Raw genomic sequence first — 19274 nt, 5'->3', positions numbered from 1 at the left:
CCGAACGTATTTGTATTATAATTCTACTGCATATAATTGCAGGGTGGATTGGGGTCGGTGCAGCTGAGCCAGTCTGCAGCGAGCATAGAATAATCGAGCAGGTCAGTTTTGCAGTCCTGGTTTAAATCTCCGAGAGGGTACGGGTGGTCGAGGTCTCCGCAGACAAACGGCGGTGAATCAATCGTTATCTCATAATTACCGGTTCTCTGGTTATTTGGGTTATCATGTTTTACCTTGAGTATGTATTCACCGGCATCAAGGCTGTATGAAGCTGAATTATTCCCGCTTACTTCGAAATTACCCTGCGAATCGTGAGTTTCTCTGCCGTAAATCCTGAACCATAATGACCCTGAGATGTATTCTGTGCCAGTAATCGTATAAAAACCGTCGCTGGGGGCAGAGAACCAATAATAATCAAGGTCATAATTTAGGTTGGTAGAGTATTCAATCGAAGCGGTGAAGGTTTGGCCGTCGTTTGGCAGCTGCATTGCCTGATTCCAAGAGTTTGGCTGATTGTCTGTGAAAGAGCCAGCTTCTTCTATCGTAAATTCATAATAACCGCCCTGATTTCTTACAAGAGGCTGATAAGCAGATATTCTAAAGGTGTATGTTTTATCCTCTGGCGCTGCGAAATATTTGTCTATAGAGCTTTCTATCAACGGGCTTTCATAGATATTTTCATACATTGCGTAATTTATTCTGCTGTCTTCAGATCCGAAAGGCTGATAAAGACGAATCTTGTAAATCCTGCCCTTCTGGGCTTGGAGAGAGAAGAAGTCCGGCGCGGCACCGTCTGAACTGAATTCAACAGTCCCTGCCTTTGTTTGATTGGGTGATATTGGAGATGGGGCGAGGATGTCGTTAGAGAAGCTGTCGCCTATTGGGCCTAAATCCTCAATACTGAAATGATATTCGCCATCACCAATGGAAGAGTTTTCGGTGTATATCTTAAGGTAAACAGCTCCGGGCTCTTCAACGCTAAATTCGAATGAAGAATTGGGATCGAGCTCGATGGATGAGAAAGCATCGCTGTGGAAGCTTTCGAGAACATCGTAGTATCCTACGTTGTACATTTTCAGGCGTTTAAGCGAAGTTGAATCTGCGTGGTAATTGAAGCTGTACAGCCGCGTTCCCGGGCAGTCGAAAACGAATATGTCTTCATCGTTATTCAGCCCGGTAAGGTAATCTATAGAGCCTGAGACGGTGGAAGAATCTGGGCTGATGGGTGTTGCAAAATCAAAACTGTCTGAATGTTCGTCTGCGATATACCCGAGGTCTTCTATTACTAGCTGATAATAGTTGCCTATCTTGAACCTGTCAGCAACGGACGACTCTACCCTGATGCGGCAGTCTTCCCCGTTTTCAGGAAGGTAAGTTGTTTCGTGAGTATTGCTTAACAGAGAGCTGCAGCTTTCATCCAAAATGTCAATGCGGACGTTTGCGGAATCTATGTCTGAGTGATAAATTCGGTACTTGTGATTAGAAACCGCATCAAATGTAAACCAGTCTCCATCGGGATTTGAGATATCGGTATTATCTATCACTCCTTAAATAACAGTGGTCTGCCCCGAGAGGGTAATGTTATGCGGGCTTGAGCAGGCATCTGAGTACGAATCGAGGGGAAAAGCCCTGTCTGCCCATGCGCTTATTTCATAATCCCCATCATTATCGTAAACTTTGACATAAATTGCCGCAGGGGTTTCGCAGTAAATATAGAAGGTGAAGCTGGTGCTGCTGAGAGATTCTTCTGAAGTTATTTCGTAGATCATAGAATTGTATTTATTGGCTGAGAAAATCTGAAAATCTGTGTAACCTGCATCTATGCTGCTGCAGCTGACTGCATATATGTACTGCGGTGAAGGGATAAATTTCAGCCAGTCAACATCACCCCCAGTATTAAGGCTTCCTTCTACAACACTGCCGTCAGCAGAAAAAGTATGGGCGTTTTGCCAGTTATTACCAAAATCCGGAGTCTCTGCCATTGAAATGCAGCAGCAAACACCCAAGGAGGCAATTAGAAATATATTAAAACGTAAAACAGTCATTATTATTTCTCCCGATCACATGATAAAGCCAACAGTTTCTTTTAAGAGCAATTATGGGTTTGTATTCTCAAGCCAGCCATCAGCGGCAGTCGTAACATCCTGAAAATCAACATAGCAGTCTCCATTCATATCCCCTGCCGGTGCGGGGTAGTCTTCTCCGCAGCGAGGCAAAGGATCTTTAATACGCACGAAATAATCGCCGGTGTAATCGTTTTCAGTGCTCACCACTACCCTGCCAAGGCCTGCGGTGGGGAAGTTATGCGTTTTCGTAACCGTATCTCCTCTGTAAACAGCAAACTTGGAGATTGCAGGGTGATATTCAGTGTCCCAGTAATACACCTTGAAATAAACCTCCCTGTAAATTTGGTTATGGAATTCGAAGGCGTATTCGCCTGGAACCGAAATATCGAAAAGCAGAAGGTCGTAATCATCTCCCCTGTCGCTGAAATAATCTATTGATCCCGCATACAATGTTCCATCGGTTGGCAGACGGAAAGTGTCGCTGGAATCAAAATAATCAGGCCTTTCATCAGGGAAATAACCCTTATCACGTACAGTAAACTCGTAGTAAGAACCGATGATATTAGTTTCGTTTTCTGCGCATATATACCACTTATCGCGCTGTGAAGTATCAACGAAGGTTAAGGCAGCCTGATCATCATGATAATTTATAATGGACGAGCCGGAAGGGTCGAGGTTGCTTACACCGAAATTCAAGTTTGCATTATCAGACTTTGACACCCGCACCTCGTATTTATGCCAGTCCTGCGTATCAAAGTAAAAATAATCCTTATCGGGATGAGTAACATAATTGGGGTCGGTGTATTCCCCGAGAACTGCGCCGAAAATCCTTGTGTTGTCTGCGGGTATCTGCTGAGCTTCTTCAACGGTATTGGGACATAAATCTTCAGGGAACTCGCTTATCAGCTCTGCCGCCACAGTGTAGGACGTATCGAAATGACGTCCTGCCATACGGATATACAGCCTGCCGGATTCTTCTATCATATAATCTCGGCTGAACAGGTATGATGAAATCGGTTCGTATTCGGAGGTTGAGTAAAGCTCAATAAGAATCTCGGTTTCACCGGGCTCGGGTGTTCGGGAATAGTATATCTTGCAGTCTTTGTATCTGGAATCGTCATACCCGTCTATTGTGATGCGGTAAAGGGTGTTTGCGTTCACATCAACGCTGAACCAGTCTATATCTCCCCCGTAATTCGCGCCGAAAACAGCTCCCTTTAGCGGGCCATCGCCGGGGATGACCTGATGTGCAGAATCTTTGGAGTTGGGGAAGTCGTCGTAGAGAGGACCTTCAGCAGAAACCTTCATGCAATAGTAATTCCCAACACTAATGTCTTCGTATTCAGTGTAAACCGAATGAGAGCATCTTATTATAAAATCTCCGCCGTCGTTTGACACCAGCGTTATTCCCTCTTCTTCATTAAATGAACTAACTGTACCGCTGCAGTTTGAATCATAAATAGTCGCCCCTGAAAAAGTTTAAAATTTCCTTAAATTCTTTTCTGATAATGGTTTATATGATTGAAAAGCTTTCGAGATATGGTATAATATTGCAAGTGTTTATCTTACATCTATCAAAACATTGCAATATTGGGACAAAATAATGAAGGCAAAAAACAATAAAGCAGGCTTACTCTTTCAGCAGCCATTAAAACCTCTTGTAAATCCTGATCACTCTTTAGTCCAACTCTCAGAGGTTGTCAACTGGTCTCGCTTTGAAGAGAAGTTTGGCAGTTTATACAGTCCTGATTCAGGCAGGCCGGCCAAGCCGATTCGCCTGATGGTCGGCCTTCAGTATCTCAAGTACACTTTCAATCTCAGCGATGAAGCAATCGTTGCCGGCTGGGTTGAGAATCCTTACTGGCAGTATTTCTGCGGCGAAAGATACTTCCAGCACGAGCCTCCTATTGATCCAACCAGTATGACTAAGTGGCGTAATAAGGTAAAATCTGATGGTCTTGAAGAGCTGCTCGAAGAAACTATCAAAGCCGGCTTGAAGCTTAAGGTTATCAAAAAGAACGATTTCAACAAGCTCGTTGCAGATACAACCGTTCAGCAGAAGAACATCACTTATCCGACCGACGCAAAACTCTGCCACAAACTGCGCATTAAGCTTGTAGATCTTGCAAAAGCATCAAAACTCCAACTTCGCCAAAGCTACGAAAGGGTTGGGAAAAGGGCGTATGTAATGCAGGGCAGGTATCGACGTGCAAGACAGTTCAAAAGAGCTAAAAAAGAAGTGAAGAAATTAAGGAACTACCTGCGGCGAATTACGAAAGAGGTCGAGCGGAATATAGCAGGCAATGAGCAGTTAAGAATAATTTTTGATACATTGCTTCAAGCCGCTAAGAAGCTTTTAGCCCAGACAAAGAAAAGCAAAAATAAACTCTACAGTATTCACGAACCTCACGTCTGCTGCATTGGGAAAGGCAAAAGCCACAAGAAATATGAGTTTGGAAATAAGGTTGGAATTGTAACTACTGCCAAGAATAATTTTATCGTAGGAGCGTTGGGCTTTGAAGGAAACCCTTATGATGGCCATACTCTTCGGGCTAATCTGAAGCAGACAATGAATTTAATCGGGAGAGAAAAGCTTGGAGATGTTTATGTTGATGGAGGATACAAGAAACATGGCTGCGAAGATATTGGAAATGTTGAAATTGTAGAAAAGGGCTGGCGAAAAAAGAAACGAAGTATCAAGAGGTGGATTAAGAGAAGATCGAGCATAGAACCAACGATAGGCCACCTCAAAGAAGACAACAGGTTGGGAAGAAACTTCTTGAAAGGTGTAGAAGGGGACAAAATGAACGCCCTCGGCAGCGCTTTTGGGTACAATATGCGTAAACTTCTAGAGAAGTTTACTTTTGCCTATATTTTTATGCTTAAAATTATTGAATTTTACAGAAATTTGGCAATGAAAAGCAAATTAAAGACTCGATTAGCCTGATATATTTTTTTAGTTTCCCCAAAATCATTGATTTTTTAGGAACGACTAAATAGAGGCTTCTATTTCGGAAGAGTCCAGATAATCGAAGCTGATATGGTAACGGTAATTTTCAAGGGCATCAAAGGTGTAATAGTCTGCTGCAGGGAAGTTAGGTTCGGAAGTGTCTATAACCGCTTCTGTTTCGATATAGCCGCCTGAAAGATCCAATAGGGTTGGGGCTGAGCAGCTGTTGGAAAACGAATCAACATCAGCTGATTTCACTGTCTGCACTTCAATATGATACAATCCCGATGCGCTGTAGTTGCTGAAAACCTTGAAATATACGGGATAGCCGTATTCGCAATAGAAAGTGGAATATTCAGTTTCAGCAATTGAGTCGAGTGTTTTTATATCTCTTAGCTCCGAGTTGTAATTTTCCATTAAGACTGTCATATTTTTCCTGTCTGATGCCCCGTTATTGAGAAAGACACGATAAACCGTCTGGGGCACAGGATTTAAGACAAAGAAATCAATATCCGTTTCAGTTTGCAGCTCTCCCTCTATGGGCTCGCTTTCAGGAAGAATTTGAAAGCTTTCGGAAATATCGTCGCTGAAATCCCGCGTTTCCGCCGCTGAAGGAATGTGTCCAAAAGCATACAGCAGCATTACAGCAATAGTTACAGGCTTAAACATACAATCACTCCTAAAATATGTTTGCACTAACTTTTCTCGCTGCCTTTCTGTTAAAGAATAAGACAGCAAACATATTTATAAAACCTAATGCGTTTTAAGCCTGGAAAGCTGAAGCGGAACTAAGGAGCAAATAAACAAATGTTTTCACTTATAAATGATGTCAAAGGCTTAAAAGATCTTACGATTCTGTTCCAAGCCCAATCAGATCGTGTTATGCAAACGATTCTCAGAAGCCAAACTCAAACAACGGTCGAATTGTCTTATCACAGACAAAACTTAAGGTTCTGCGCTTTTGAAATTTATGAGCTTTGAAAAAGCACTGCTTTAAACCTCAGCTCAAACAATCTCAGTAAGAGGCAGATAAACCTATCTAATTACCTAACATTAACATATAATTTTTCAGGCTTGAAGTCAAGCAATAAATTAAAAAAAGGCAGCAGCCTTGCGGGCCGCTGCCTTGTGCATTTAATGTGATTTTATACTTGGACTAGTAGTTCAAATTCAGTAAATCGGAAATCTGCGGGCCGAATTTGATAACAACGCCGCTGAAAACAACAGAAACCATTGTCATAAGCTTGATGAGAATGTTTAGAGATGGTCCTGATGTATCCTTGAACGGGTCGCCAACGGTATCGCCCACAACGCCTGCGTGGTGCGATTCGGAATTCTTGCCGCCGAAGTGTCCTTTTTCAATGTATTTTTTGGCGTTATCCCAAGCCCCGCCTGCGTTGTTTAGTGTGATAGCGAGTGAAAATCCAGCAACAAGGCCGCCTGCGAGCAGACCGAGCACACCAGCAACGCCGAGAATCAGGCCCGTAAGCACAGGCACGATAATAGCAATCGCTGAGGGAAGGATCATTTCCTTCTGAGCGCCTTTTGTTGAAATGGCAACGCAAGTTGCGTAATCAGGCTTCTGAGATCCGTCAAGAATTCCTGGCATCTCCTTAAACTGCCTTCTCACTTCGTTCACCATATCGCCAGCAGCCCTTCCAACAGCCTTCATTGTCATAGCGCTGAATACAAACGCCATCATTGAGCCGATAAAGAGGCCGCATATCATTTTCGGATTCATAATGGTGAGGTTGTATGCCTCAACAAATTTCGCCACTGGAGCGGTTTTTACAGATTCGGCGGTAAACACCATCTCGCCCACTCTGTATATACCTTCTGCCGATTCATTGGCGAGCTTGGCTATCCACACACGCACCTCTTCGAGATATGCAGCGAGAAGAGCCATAGCTGTAAGAGCGGCTGAGCCGATAGCAAAGCCTTTACCTGTGGCAGCTGTAGTATTTCCAAGGGCATCAAGGGCATCTGTTCTGTTTCGAACTTCTTCGCCGAGCCCTGCCATCTCAGCATTACCGCCTGCATTATCTGCGATTGGTCCGTATGCGTCAGACGCAAGAGTTATTCCGAGAGTTGAAAGCATGCCCACAGCAGAAAAGCCGATTCCGTAGAGCCCCATAGCGGGATTGTTGAATCCGCCGCTGAAACCGTAAGCAAGCAGAATACCTATTACGATTGTTGCAACCGTGAATCCGGTGGAATACATACCGGCTGAAATACCTTCAATAATTGTTGTAGCAGGTCCCATCTGGGTTTGTTCGGCAATGCTTTTAGTAGGTGCAAATTCATCAGAGGTGTAGTATTCTGTGATTTGGCCGATGATCACGCCGACAATCAGCCCTGTTATTACAGCAGCGAAGATTCCCCAAGTGATGTAGCCTGTGAAAACGAGGATCATCAGAGCAATAACAATCATCACAGAGCTTGCAAGCGTGCCGGTTAGAAGTGAACGGAGGAGGTTTTTCTGGCTAGCCCCTTCCTTACACTTAACCATAAACATCCCGATTACAGATAGTATGATGCCAATTCCGGCAACCAGCATCGGAGCTACAACCACTTTGAAAGGGTCGAGGCCGTGAGGCAGGTTGATTCCAAGGGCAGCACCAAGAGCGGCAGTAGCGAGGATAGACCCGCAATAGCTTTCGTACAGGTCTGCACCCATTCCGGCAACGTCGCCAACGTTATCGCCAACATTATCTGCGATAGTAGCAGGGTTTCTCGGGTCGTCTTCAGGGATACCCGCTTCAACCTTTCCAACAAGGTCTGCACCAACGTCAGCTGCTTTTGTGTAAATACCGCCGCCAACACGTGCAAACAGAGCCTGTGTTGAAGCACCCATACCGAATGTAATCATCGTTGTGGTGATCACGATGAGCTTGTGGTCGGGGTTCATACCTGCCGGGACGAGGAAGCCCCATCCTTCTCTCATATGCTCTGCGGTATAAACCAGCTTATCCAGAAGCAGATACCAAAGAGAGATATCCAATAGGCCGAAGCCCACTACAACAAGCCCCATAACAGCACCGCTTCTGAAAGCAACTGTGAGCCCTTTATTTAGCCCTTCTTTTGCTCCGCTAGCAGTTCTGGCAGAGGCGAAGGTAGCAGTTTTCATGCCGAGATATCCGCATAAACCACTGAAGAAACCGCCTGTTAAGAAAGCAAGCGGAACAAACGGATTCTGAGCACCAGCCATCGCAAGGCCGACAAATATTAACAGCAGAACGATGAATACCACCGTTACAACCCCATACTGCCTTCTGAGATATGCATAAGCACCTTTGCGAACGTCTTCGGCAATTTCCTTCATCTTGTCTGTTCCCTCGGAGGCCTCCATCATCTTCTTGTAGAAGAATCTGGCAAATCCAAGAGCAACAAGCGAGGCGATAACACAAAAGATAGGCTCTGCCCAGCCTGTTGACACATCCGCTTCACCGCCGTTTGAGCCCTCTGCCGCCAGCGCGATAGAAGGAAGAGCCGCAATTGCAGGCAGCATAAATTTTTTCATACCCGTCATGTTCACGATTACTCCTTTTTCTTAAATAGAGTTTTACTAATATTTCTGTTAATAAAAAACGAACTGCGCATTCTGCGCAAAAAAACCTGTGCTATTGTAAATATATGATTTGATAAATCAATGAAATAGGTTTCGAAAATTAAAAAAAACACGGGTTTTCGCATTATTTGCGTTTCTCAAGCATCGGTGATTAAATCTGTATTTATCGCTAAACTAAAACTGGACTTTAACGCTTTTTTACGAGAGGGGTATATGGTTAAAGAATAGCTTTATTTTCGAAATAATGCCCGGTCAAGGGCAAGTTAAGTAAATCAATCGAGAAGCCTGAGGGTTTTTTAAGCTCTTCAGCAGTTTTCAGTGCATTGCTGAATACTGCTTTCTATACTGCAAGGGTGTAATACCGGTTTTTTGTTTGAAGTATCTTGCGATGTGGTTGGCGTCGTTAAAACCCATCGAATAAGATATTTCGGATATGGGGATGCTCGTTTGAGTCAGCATTTTGCAAATAGTGTTAATTCTAACGCTTTTGATTTGTTCATAAACGCTTGTGTTCAATACTGCTTTGAACCTTCGCTCAAGACTGCGTCTGTTGACACCGACATATTCGGCAACCTCGCTGACCTGCAGATGCTGCCTTCTGTTTTGGGTTATAAAGTGCAAAGCTTGGGCAATAGCAGGGTCGTTTATTGCCAGCAAGTCGGTCGATGCACGGGAAACAATACCATCCGCCTCCACGTTGATTCTCTGTTCGCTGCCAGTTTTTCCTTTAATAAGATTATCCAAACATTGAGCAGCCTTAGAGCCTGCTTTTACGATATTAAGCGATATGCTTGAGAGCTGCGGCGAAACCATCTCGCATATCATATCATCGTTGTTCACGCCCAAGATCGATATTTCTTGCGGAATCTTCAAGCCTGCTAATTTACAGGCCTCTATTATAGTTGCGCCTCTGACATCGTTGCAAGCCATAAGCGCAGATGGCTTTTCGAGCGAAGCTAACCAGTCTGATAGGCTCTGAATCTGTTTTTCGTAGCTGCCGCTGCTTTGCTGGGAAAAAGATTCAAACCGGCATCCTGAAGGCAGGCTGGCAGCGAAAGCCTTTTTTCTCTCGTGAGACCAAGGCATATTTTCAAACCCGCAGTAAGCGAAATTTTCGAAGCCCTTATTTCTGAAATAAGACGCTGCCATAGCTCCAATCTGCGAGGAATTGCTTACTATATTCGGCACACCTGCTATCTTATCCTGATAGCGAATTGATACTATAGCCGGGACACCCAATTTCAGAAGCTTCATATTTTCCGAGGTATCCCTCATAATTATACCGTCAAAGCTTTTTGCAGACAGCTCAGGCAATGAATCAGCAAAACCGCTTGGCTCGTTATAAAACACCCAATTTGTCGCTATATTGGCATACGTAAGTATCCCGCGTATCAGCGCTCTGCCGTAAGAGGTGGAGGTCTCGATTAGTAAAGCTATTCTTTTTGTATGCTGCATAAATGCCCGGAAGAGTCTAATTTTATTAACGAATTTATATTATACTTGCTTAACACTTTCTTAGCAAGAGTCTTTTGTCGCAATAGGGTGTTTTTTATTCGCATAATGGTGTTTGTCATGGTCGGATATATGTTAAAATTTCAGCGATGTTTCAGTTTTGAATAAGAAAGAGGTAAACACCAAAGTATAACTAATGAGAAGAAACTCAGCAGCCATACGTGTTATCATTATCACTATATATTTTGTTAAGTTTAATCTCTTATCTGTGTTCTAATATTTTTAATCTAATATTAAATCTCAAAAGAAGCTTATGCAGACACCGGAAAATGTATTTAAAGAGTTGGAAAGCGAGCGGGTAGTCGCTACGGTAGTTATAGACGATAAAGATAATGCTGCCGGACTTGCCGAAACCTTGTTGGAAGCGGGCATGAACAGCATTGAATTAACTCTGCGAACTGATGAAGCGATTGAGGCAATCAAGGTTATAAAAAACAAATACCCGCAAATGCTCGTTGGGGCAGGCACCGTCTTAACAAGAGAACAAGTACGGCAGGCCGCTGATGCAGGGGCTGAATTTGCAGTTTCACCCGGGCTTAATCCTGAAGTTGTGGAAGAAGCAATGAAGGCAGGTTTGCCGTTTGCACCGGGCGTTTGCACACCTTCAGATGTTGAACAGGCCTTGAGCTATAACTGCAAACATCTTAAATTCTTCCCCGCTGAGCCCCTTGGCGGTATTAAATATCTCAAATCGATGTCCGCTCCGTATCGCCATACGGGGATAAGCTTCTTCCCGTTGGGAGGGATAAATGCAGACAATTTTACAGACTACCTAAAGCAGGACTATGTTTTTGCCGCAGGAGGGTCTTGGCTTGCCCCAAGAGAGGCAATCTCAAAAGGCGAATGGAAATTGATTAGCGATTTGTGCAAAGATGCGAAAAACAGGCTTGAGAATTGAGCAGTTTACAAGATTATAGAAAGGCTTACAAATAATGAAAAAGGTGATAACTTTTGGCGAAATTATGGCAAGGATTATGCCGGAAGGCTTTATGAGGTTTCGTCAGTGTCTGCCGGGTAAGGTAAATATGCTTTTTGCCGGCGCGGAAGCGAATGTTGCAGTATCAATATCCCAGCTTGGGGGAAAGGCGGCTTTTGTTACAGCATTGCCGAAAAACGACATAGCCGCCGCCTGTATCGCCGAGCTGAGGTCTTTAGGTGTAGGCACATCGCATATAATACATAACGACGGCAGGTTAGGGCTGTATTTTACCGAAACCGGAGCCAATCAGCGTCCGAGCCGCATAATATACGACCGCTCTCATTCAGCAATAAGCAAAGCAAAGCCCGATGCTTACGATTGGAACGGTATCTTCGCCGATGCCGGCTGGCTGCACATATCCGGAATAACGCCGGCGCTTTCAAAAGAGGCAGCCCAGAGCACGCTTGCCGCTGTTAAAAATGCAAAACAGGCATCAGTAACAATATCCTGCGATTTGAACTTCAGGGGGAAGCTTTGGAAATGGGAGCCGGGGAAAGAGCCGAAGAGCCTTGCCCGAGAGGTAATGAGCGAGATTGTCCCCTACGTTGATGTCTTAATCGCCAACGAGGAAGACGCCGCCTGTGTGCTGGGCATAGAGGCTGAAAACACTGACGTTCAGGCGGGCAGGCTCGATGTAAATGCCTACAAAGACGTCGCAATTAAAATACACAAGGCGTTTCCAAACGTTGATAAGATAGCCACCACATTTCGGCAGAGCGTATCCGCTTCGCACAACAACTGGGGGGCAATGCTTTACGACTGCGAGCAGGCCAAAGCCTATTACGCCCCGACAGACGGCGGCGAATATCAGCCGTATAAGATAACGGATATCGTTGACAGGGTAGGCGGCGGAGACGCATTCGCCGCAGGTTTGATCTTTGCCTTAAACACCTCTGAATTAGCAGAATGCCAAAAGGCAGTTTCATTTGCAGCAGCTACATCCTGCCTTGCCCATTCAATCAAAGGCGATTTCAACTTCAGCAGCAGGAACGAAGTAGAGGCTCTTGCCGGCGGAAGCGCCTCGGGCAGGGTAGTAAGATAAAACAACACAAAAGGAATTTTAATTATGGAAAACGAAAACACAAAATCCCAATCCCCGCTTAAAAAACTTTGGCTGCTTCTGCTTTCTGTAGGTCCGGGGATATTTTGTATCGGTTATACTATCGGCACAGGCAGCGTTACTTCGATGAGCAAAGCGGGTTCTGAGTTTGGAACTCAGCTTCTCTGGGTTCTTGCGTTTAGCTGCCTTTTCGCATGGGTGTTGATGGAGGCTTACGGCAGATACGCGGTGATTACCGGGGAAACCGCGATACACAGCTTCAAGACGAAGCTCAAAGGCGGCAAATTTATCGCGATTCTGGTGCTTGTGGGGGTAAGCGTTGGTCAATGGTGCTGTCTTTCGGGGCTTGTGGGTCTGTCTTCTTCAGCTGTTTACGAAACGCTGAGAATTTTCTTCCCCTCATTAAGCCCTTCCGGCTATGCGCCTACTCTGATAATAGCTGTTTTGATAATGGCGGGGATGTATGCGATACTTTGGTTCGGGACGTATTCTCTTTTTGAGAAAGTGCTGGTGTTTTTCGTTACGATTCTGGGGTTGAGCTTTATTGTCTCGATGTTTATTGTGCTGCCTTCTCCAGCTAATATTGCCAAGGGCTTTATTCCGTCAATACCCGATGTCGAAGGTGCCAACCTGATGATAGCGGCTTTCGTAGGCACAACTATGGCAGCACCTACGTTTGTGGTTCGCCCGCTTCTGGTAAAGAGCAAGGGCTGGATTGAGGCAAATGACGGTCTTCGTCAGCAGCAGAGGGATTCTTTTACCTCGGCGGCGATGATGTTTGTTATCAGCGGGTCTGTTATGGTGTGCGCAGCCGGGGCATTGTTCGCTGAGGGCAAGGTAATTACTAACGTATTGGATATGGCAAACAGCCTCACCCCGTTTGCAGGCAGGTTTGCAGTAGCGCTGTTCCTCGTGGGCACGCTCAGCGCAGGGCTCTCTTCTACTTTGCCTATTATGATGGTTGCCCCGCTTTTGATTTCAGACTATAACAAGGGCAAGATGGTTACACGCTCGGTTATGTTTCGCTCGCTGACCGCTGCGGCTGCTCTTATAGGTTTGACCGTCCCGATACTCGGGGCAAACCCGATACTCGCTCAAATCGCAACTCAGGTATCGCAAGTTTTCAATCTGCCTCTGGTAGTAGGCTGCATAATACTACTTGTCAACAGCAAACAAATGGGCAAATACCGCGCCGGCGTGCTTCTGAACTGCGGGATGGCGGCAGCGTTCGTTTTCTCTTTGGTAATGTCGTATATCGCCGTATTGGGTTTAAGAGATTTCTTTTAACTCAAAAAACAGCAGCAGCCAATTATTTCGTAGAGATTTATTAAAGGAAAAAGCCATGAATGAAAATAAGCTTTATAAAAACAGCAAATATCAGAATGTTTCTCGCAGAAATTTTTTGAGAACTGCTGCTTCTTTCGCAGCCGGTTCCTCGCTTGCGGCAAACTTTATGCAAAGCAGAGTTTTTGCGGGACAGGAAAAAACAAAATCAAAACCTAATGTTATATTCATTATGGCTGATGATATAGGCTATTCAGACTTAGCTGCCTACGGGCAGGAGTATTTCCCCACACCTAATACAACCAAGCTTGCAAAGCAGGGAATACAACTGACAGATGCCTACAGCAACGCTGCTGTTTGCACTCCCACCAGATATTCCGTGTTGACCGGCACCTGTCCGTTCAGAAAGTATCATACAAGCCATGTAATGTTTAACGGCGAGCCGATGATTATCGGGAAAGACGAGTATAACATTGCCAAAATGTTTAAACAGCAGGGATACAAAACAGGCGTTGTAGGCAAATGGCATTTAGGCTTAGGAAAACAGCTGCCCAGAGATATAAATAATCCCGGTTTTGGGCCTAACGATATAGGGTTCGATAAATCTTATATTGTTCCCGATGGACACAATATGAAGCCAAAGTATTATATAGAAGACGGTGAGATTCAAGGCGGGACAAAGCCTCCGTTTGAAAGCAAAATAAAAATTCTCGACAGATACGGCTATAAGCTTGTAAGGCATATTCCCAAGGGCAAGTGGGAAAATCGCAGGAAAGATGATGAAATAGGAGCGAGGCTCGTTCAGAAAGCTGAAGAATTTATAGAACAAAATTCTGAGAATCCTTTCTTTCTTTATTTTCCAACCTGCTCAATACATTTCCCTATAGCCCCTGACAAGCGTTTTGAAGGCAAAAGCGGGATCGGAAAACACGGAGATTTCGTTATGCAGTTCGACTGGACAATAGGCAGAATAATGCAAACTCTGGACAGGCTTGGATTGGCGGAAAACACACTGCTGATTGTTACCAGCGACAACGGGGGATATCGGAATTCTAATGCTCACAGCAGCTGCAAAGAAGATTATCGTCCTGCTGCACCATGGCGCGGCCATAAAGCCACCGCTTATGAAGGCGGTTTGCGCGTTCCTTTTATCGCTCGAATGCCCGGGGCAATACCGAGAGCAGAGGTAAGCAGCGAGCCGATAATGCTTTCGGATATGGCAGCAACTTTTGCAGCTTTAACAGGATATACACTGAAACCCGACCAGGCCCTTGACAGCTTCAATATTTTGCCGGCTTTAACTGCTAAAAGCAGCAAAAACGAAATCAGGCCATATATAATAGGGGGCGACAGAGCGCTTAACTCCTTAGGTTTGCGTGAAGGTAAATGGAAGCTTGTTTACTACCCGGACAAGGATAAGATGGAATTATACAACCTCGAAGACGACCCCCAAGAAAAGAACAATCTTGCCGCCAAATTTCCCGAGATATTGTGGCGAATGAGAGCTCTGCTTGAAACCCATTTCACCTCCGGCAGCTCTCGAAAGGGTGCTGAAGGCAAACGCAAAACGCTCTCCGAAATTTTGCAAGAAAAGCAGGAACGAAACAAGTTGATAGAAGAGAAATTCGGCAGCGCCGGCTCAGACAATAAAGAAGGCGAACCGCTGATGAGAAAACCTGCCGCCCAAATTAAACAAACCCCGCAACTCAGCCTTGAAATTGGAGCGGTTTTATTTGCCGATCGTGATTACAAAGTTCGCAATTTACCCTATGTTTTGAAAAGGGCAAATTTCGTTCGGACTGATATGGACGGCACAAAAACTATTGTCTGCAAGAAAGGCGGAATGGTGCATTTCTTAACCCCACGGCCGCATAGAAATAAAGACAGCCAATCCCGCAGGCTTGAGATGCAAGGCTTTGAAAAGGTGGATATCCCGGAATTCAAATTCTTTACGGAAAGAGATTCCAATCATTGCACGCTCTATCAAAAGAATTGTAAAGATGGTGAAAAGCTGGAATTCGGCAAGTGGGCAGTGCCGGTGTTTTTTGATAAATGAAAAATAAGCATACTTGCTTGTCCAAAATAAAGTTCTGAGAAGTACGGGAATCTCGGCCAAAAATCACTCATCTGCAAAACCGAAACCCGGTGCAGCAGCAGAAGAAAGCTTGCAGTAGAAGGCCGGATATTGGCCAGGGGTATCGTATTAGGCCTGAACGATAAGCTCAGCAAGTTTTTATTCGTAATATTGAAGGCATCTCGGGTCTTGCGGGTCTTTACAGGAGAGCCAGCTCTCAGCCAGCAGCGCCAAATCGGAAATATTTACAGCCGAATCCCCAGTTATGTCTGCATTAACTGGAGAAAAGCTGAGCCAGCTGTCTGCGAGCAATGCATAATCGAACAGATCTACCCGGCAGTCGGGAGAATTTAACCTGCCCGAGATGTCTGCCTCGGCGCTGAGGCCGGCAAAAACAAGCTCACTGCACTCCATCAGTGAAACGACCTCGTTTCTTGAGAGGGCATAGTTGAAAATCTGGAGCTTATCAATACATCCTGCAAAATTTTCTCTCTGCTCGGAGTACCCTGAGGCAATCAAAGGCTCATACCAATCACTGCTGAGGGCTGAAGGGGGAATATCTTTGGCTGCGTCTAAAACTCCGTTAACATAAACGAGCATCTGCCCTTGAACCGCATCGTACACAGCAGCTATATGATGCCACTTTGAATTGCTCAATGTGCTTGTACCTTCAATGGTGAAGACCTTTCCTGAAGAGTTTTTTGCGGAAAAACAAACTCTCCCCCCTTCCGGCGAGCCTGCAAGCGGCATAATCCAAGCAGAAACAGCTGCCTCTTTGATATCTGCAAGCTCTGACTGACTGTTGCCGGAGGGCTGGATTTCATAAAAAGTATTTTCCCCGGGCATAAAACCCGCTGCTTTGCTGTTTTCTGGGCCTTCGCACCAGTTCTGACCGGGCAGACCGAAAACCATCCTCTGAGCCAAATCATTTTCGCCTGCTGAATCCGGGGCATCTTCATCAGGCTGCTGCTGGAATCTGTAATCCGCTAAGAGCTGTTTATCTTCTTCGCTAAGCACTTCCACGTCTATAAAAACAGAACCTGTTTTCCCGTGGATCTGTTCAGGGATTCCGGAAGGCCCGTCTGAAACATCTATCTTAATCTGATAATTCCCCGGCTCGGAGAAAACTGCCTGAGATGTCTGTTTATAGGGGGCTGTAAAACTGACACTGCCCGTACCGGAAACTTTACTCCAATAGAAAGTCTTCTGGAAAGAAGTGCCCTGCATCAGATTATCGCAGCCTTCGATAAAAGGCCTGCCGTCATCCTGAAAAGAACAGCTGAAGCTTCGCGGCTTGCCGGCATAGGCAATCTGGGCATCGCTTACAGATATTCGAGGCGGATAATTCCAGCATCTTTCCATATCAGAAAGCCGGATAACCTCGCTCTCAGAGAGGCTCCTCGAATAGATCCTAACCTCATCTATGCGCCCTTGGAAGCGCCTTTCGCCGTCTCCCCAGCCCGGTGCAGAATCCCTGCCTATCATTACCCCTTTCAAACTGCAGAAGGAATGATTGTCGAAATTTACGCTCTTCTCAAGCTGCCCGCCATAGGGTTTCACATAGAGCACCGCCCTTTCAGGCTCAATTACAACAGCGATAAAAACCCACTGATTGAGCGGGATTTCAAGGCCGCTGTCGAAGCTGTATTTGCTGTCGTTCCAGTAATATGCAAGCTGATTCTGGTTTTTGTAGAATGCAAGGCCGCACTTGCCCGAGGCCTTGTGAGTGTTGATAACTGAAACCCACCAATTCGGGATTGATTGAGTGTTAATCCACGCACTAAATGCAGCGTTCTGCGTGTTCATAGTAAACGAGGGAGCATTGATATAATCATCGAAGCCGTCGAGCTCAAGGCCGGCTGAAATATACCCATCGCAGGCTGAGGGCGATCCCAGCAGGATACCGTCAGAATTATTTCCGGAAAAATCTTTTATTATGCCAGAACCTGCCTCCTCAAATCTCCATGCCCCTGAGAGGCCTTGCGGGATCTGTGCACCTAAAACAGAAGAGGCAAGAAGCAAAACTGAAAGTGTAAATAATTTCACCATAACCTCCTTAGAGCAAAACATTTTCCCAGTACGCAAGATAATTTTCCCAGCCCTGCTGATATCTGCCCTGTTTGAATGGTTCTGTATCAACACCTCTTGCTTCAAGGGTGCTGTAGAAATTGTTTGTTCCCCAGTTTAACCCGACATTCAAATCGTCCGGCGGGTATTCGCCCATATCGCCAGTTTCTACAATCCAGCGGTCCAGTCTGCGGGAAAGGTGATCTCTTATTCGCTGATGCTGCGGGTTAGCCGCTAAATTATTCAGCTCCCATGGGTCGTTTTGCAGGTCGTAGAGTTCTTCTGCCGGGCGGTTCGCCCCGCCTGCTGTTTCCATAAACTTGAGCTGGGCAGGCTCAAGCGAGCCTTGATAATACTTTGCAAACTGAACCGCATTAACGGGATACTCATTTGCAATGTATCTGTTGAACATAGTCTGTCCCGGATTGTTCGTGTACGGCCTTTCGGGATAGAAATTGCGAATATATTTGTATCGTTTCGTGATAACCGCCCTTATGCGGTCGAAGCTTGCGCCGCATTTATCCCTCGCTGCGAAGGCATAGTTTCTGCCGGCGGTTTGGGAAGCGAGCCCGAGGGAAAAGCTGGCGCTGTCATAAACGAGTCTTCTGCCTTCTCTTGAAAATGGCATGCCGTGGAAATGGCCGGGCACATCAATCCCCGCCCATTTCATCGCAGTTGGAGCTAAATCAATAGTGCTGATAAGCTCATCGCTAACACTGCCTTCGGGGATCTCTCCGGGCCAGCGAATAATCAGCGGAATTCTTAGCCCGCCTTCATACAGCCACTGCTTATCCCAGATCTGAGGACGGCCGTGGTCTGAGAAGAAGAAAATTATCGTGTTTTCCGCAAGACCCTCAGATTCAATGCGGGAAAGCACCGAACCAACCTGAGAATCCAGCTTTTGCACCTTCTCGAGATAATTCGACCAGTCCTTTCTCGTAAGAGGATGTTCAGGATTAGTTGGAGGGAGCTCAATTTGAGAACCAGAGATTGGATTCTGCGGGTTCTGAACGGAATCTGCTGAACGGTGGGTAAGGGAAAAGCTTATTTGAGCAAAGAACGGCTGCCCCTGAGCCCTGCCGGAAAAGTCGGTTCCGTCGAAGCTGTCGCGATGGGTCGGGCTCTGCCAGTTCCAGTCGCCCTTGCCCCAGCTGGAGGTATTGTCCCAGCGCCCGCAGCTTGTATAGTATCCTTCATCTCTGAAATAATTCGTAATTACCCGGGCGGGAGAGGGCAAAATATACCCGTCATCTCGGTGGCTGCGGTGGTCTTGGGCGTCGAGCGTGGTCTGATACATACTGGTGAACAGAGCGCTGCGGTTTGCCGAGCAGACAGGTGCTGTGCAGTAAACCCTGTCGTATCGCCTGCCCTGCTGGGCGAGAGCGTCTATATTTGGCGTTTTTACAACCGAATTTCCGTAACAGGCCAAATCCGGAGACATATCTTCGCAGATAAGCCAAATAATATTCGGCCGGCTGCTCGAAGAACCCGCAAAAGAGGCACCTGCAAACGCACCTGCACCTAAGATTGAAGCTCTTTTAAGAAAATTACGCCTCGATAGATTCATATTTCAAGCCCCTTCAAAATTATTTGAACAGGTATTTTACAGCGATTAAAAAAGCAATACAAGCCAAAACATCAAAACGACGACTTATCCGAAGCCAATTGTTAGAACCTGACTGAGAAATTTGCAGCCGATTTTTGAGCCGCTAAT

13 protein-coding genes are annotated in these 19274 nt (G+C 45.6%); 5 read left to right on the top strand and 8 right to left on the bottom strand.

Annotated features, from left to right (window positions below; all coding sequences use genetic code 11):
• Positions 1-23: 23 nt before the first annotated feature.
• From L21SP3_RS01670 to L21SP3_RS01660, 3 genes are all read right to left on the bottom strand, one after another.
• On the bottom strand, positions 24-1544 hold the full coding sequence (locus L21SP3_RS01670; protein WP_123785108.1) for a hypothetical protein: 1521 nt from the start codon (positions 1542-1544) through the stop codon (positions 24-26).
• Between the two features lie 3 nt (positions 1545-1547).
• Positions 1548-1982 carry a hypothetical protein gene (locus tag L21SP3_RS01665; RefSeq protein ID WP_077538954.1) on the bottom strand — a complete coding sequence of 145 codons (435 nt, stop codon included), beginning with the start codon at positions 1980-1982 and terminating at the stop codon, positions 1548-1550.
• Positions 1983-2096: 114 nt separating this feature from the next.
• Complete coding sequence (locus tag L21SP3_RS01660; protein WP_077538952.1) at positions 2097-3464, bottom strand: hypothetical protein; 1368 nt, start codon at positions 3462-3464, stop codon at positions 2097-2099.
• 205 nt (positions 3465-3669) lie between these two features.
• Between L21SP3_RS01660 and L21SP3_RS01655 the strand changes: the two genes are divergently transcribed.
• Positions 3670-5013 carry an IS5 family transposase gene (locus L21SP3_RS01655; RefSeq protein ID WP_227806760.1) on the top strand — a complete coding sequence of 448 codons (1344 nt, stop codon included), beginning with the start codon at positions 3670-3672 and terminating at the stop codon, positions 5011-5013.
• A 45-nt stretch (positions 5014-5058) separates the two neighbouring features.
• Here L21SP3_RS01655 and L21SP3_RS01650 read toward each other — a convergent pair whose 3' ends face one another.
• From L21SP3_RS01650 to L21SP3_RS01640, 3 genes are all read right to left on the bottom strand, one after another.
• Positions 5059-5685 carry a hypothetical protein gene (locus tag L21SP3_RS01650; RefSeq protein WP_077538950.1) on the bottom strand — a complete coding sequence of 209 codons (627 nt, stop codon included), beginning with the start codon at positions 5683-5685 and terminating at the stop codon, positions 5059-5061.
• Positions 5686-6172: 487 nt separating this feature from the next.
• Entirely contained in the window at positions 6173-8536 is a 2364-nt protein-coding gene (locus L21SP3_RS01645; RefSeq protein WP_227806787.1) for a sodium-translocating pyrophosphatase, read from the bottom strand.
• 363 nt (positions 8537-8899) lie between these two features.
• Positions 8900-10039: a DNA-binding transcriptional regulator gene (locus L21SP3_RS01640; protein WP_077538948.1), complete on the bottom strand. Its 1140-nt coding sequence runs from the start codon at positions 10037-10039 to the stop codon at positions 8900-8902.
• A gap of 310 nt (positions 10040-10349) precedes the next feature.
• Here L21SP3_RS01640 and L21SP3_RS01635 point away from each other — a divergent pair, with 310 nt between their 5' ends.
• From L21SP3_RS01635 to L21SP3_RS01620, 4 genes are read left to right on the top strand one after another with little or no spacing between them, the layout of a single operon-like run.
• A complete protein-coding gene (locus L21SP3_RS01635) occupies positions 10350-10994 on the top strand; it encodes a bifunctional 4-hydroxy-2-oxoglutarate aldolase/2-dehydro-3-deoxy-phosphogluconate aldolase (RefSeq protein ID WP_077538946.1) in 645 nt (214 codons plus the stop codon).
• A 34-nt stretch (positions 10995-11028) separates the two neighbouring features.
• Positions 11029-12117: a sugar kinase gene (locus tag L21SP3_RS01630; RefSeq protein WP_077538944.1), complete on the top strand. Its 1089-nt coding sequence runs from the start codon at positions 11029-11031 to the stop codon at positions 12115-12117.
• Between the two features lie 24 nt (positions 12118-12141).
• Positions 12142-13422, top strand: coding sequence for an Nramp family divalent metal transporter (locus tag L21SP3_RS01625; RefSeq protein WP_077538942.1), 1281 nt, complete (start codon positions 12142-12144; stop codon positions 13420-13422).
• A gap of 55 nt (positions 13423-13477) precedes the next feature.
• On the top strand, positions 13478-15475 hold the full coding sequence (locus tag L21SP3_RS01620; protein ID WP_077538940.1) for a sulfatase family protein: 1998 nt from the start codon (positions 13478-13480) through the stop codon (positions 15473-15475).
• Positions 15476-15652: 177 nt separating this feature from the next.
• On the opposite strand, the gene L21SP3_RS11810 is transcribed toward L21SP3_RS01620, so the two are convergent.
• Together L21SP3_RS11810 and L21SP3_RS01610 are read right to left on the bottom strand one after the other, a co-directional pair.
• Positions 15653-17542 (bottom strand): LamG-like jellyroll fold domain-containing protein, encoded by a 1890-nt coding sequence (locus L21SP3_RS11810; protein WP_161488051.1) that lies wholly within the window; start codon positions 17540-17542, stop codon positions 15653-15655.
• Between the two features lie 7 nt (positions 17543-17549).
• Entirely contained in the window at positions 17550-19127 is a 1578-nt protein-coding gene (locus L21SP3_RS01610) for a sulfatase family protein (RefSeq protein WP_077538938.1), read from the bottom strand.
• Between the last annotated feature and the right edge of the window lie 147 nt (positions 19128-19274).

It is taken from the genome of Sedimentisphaera cyanobacteriorum (assembly GCF_001997385.1).
GTDB lineage: Bacteria > Planctomycetota > Phycisphaerae > Sedimentisphaerales > Sedimentisphaeraceae > Sedimentisphaera > Sedimentisphaera cyanobacteriorum.
The sequence above is the reverse complement of the archived record's forward strand: the minus strand, read 5'-3'. Positions and strand labels throughout refer to the sequence as shown.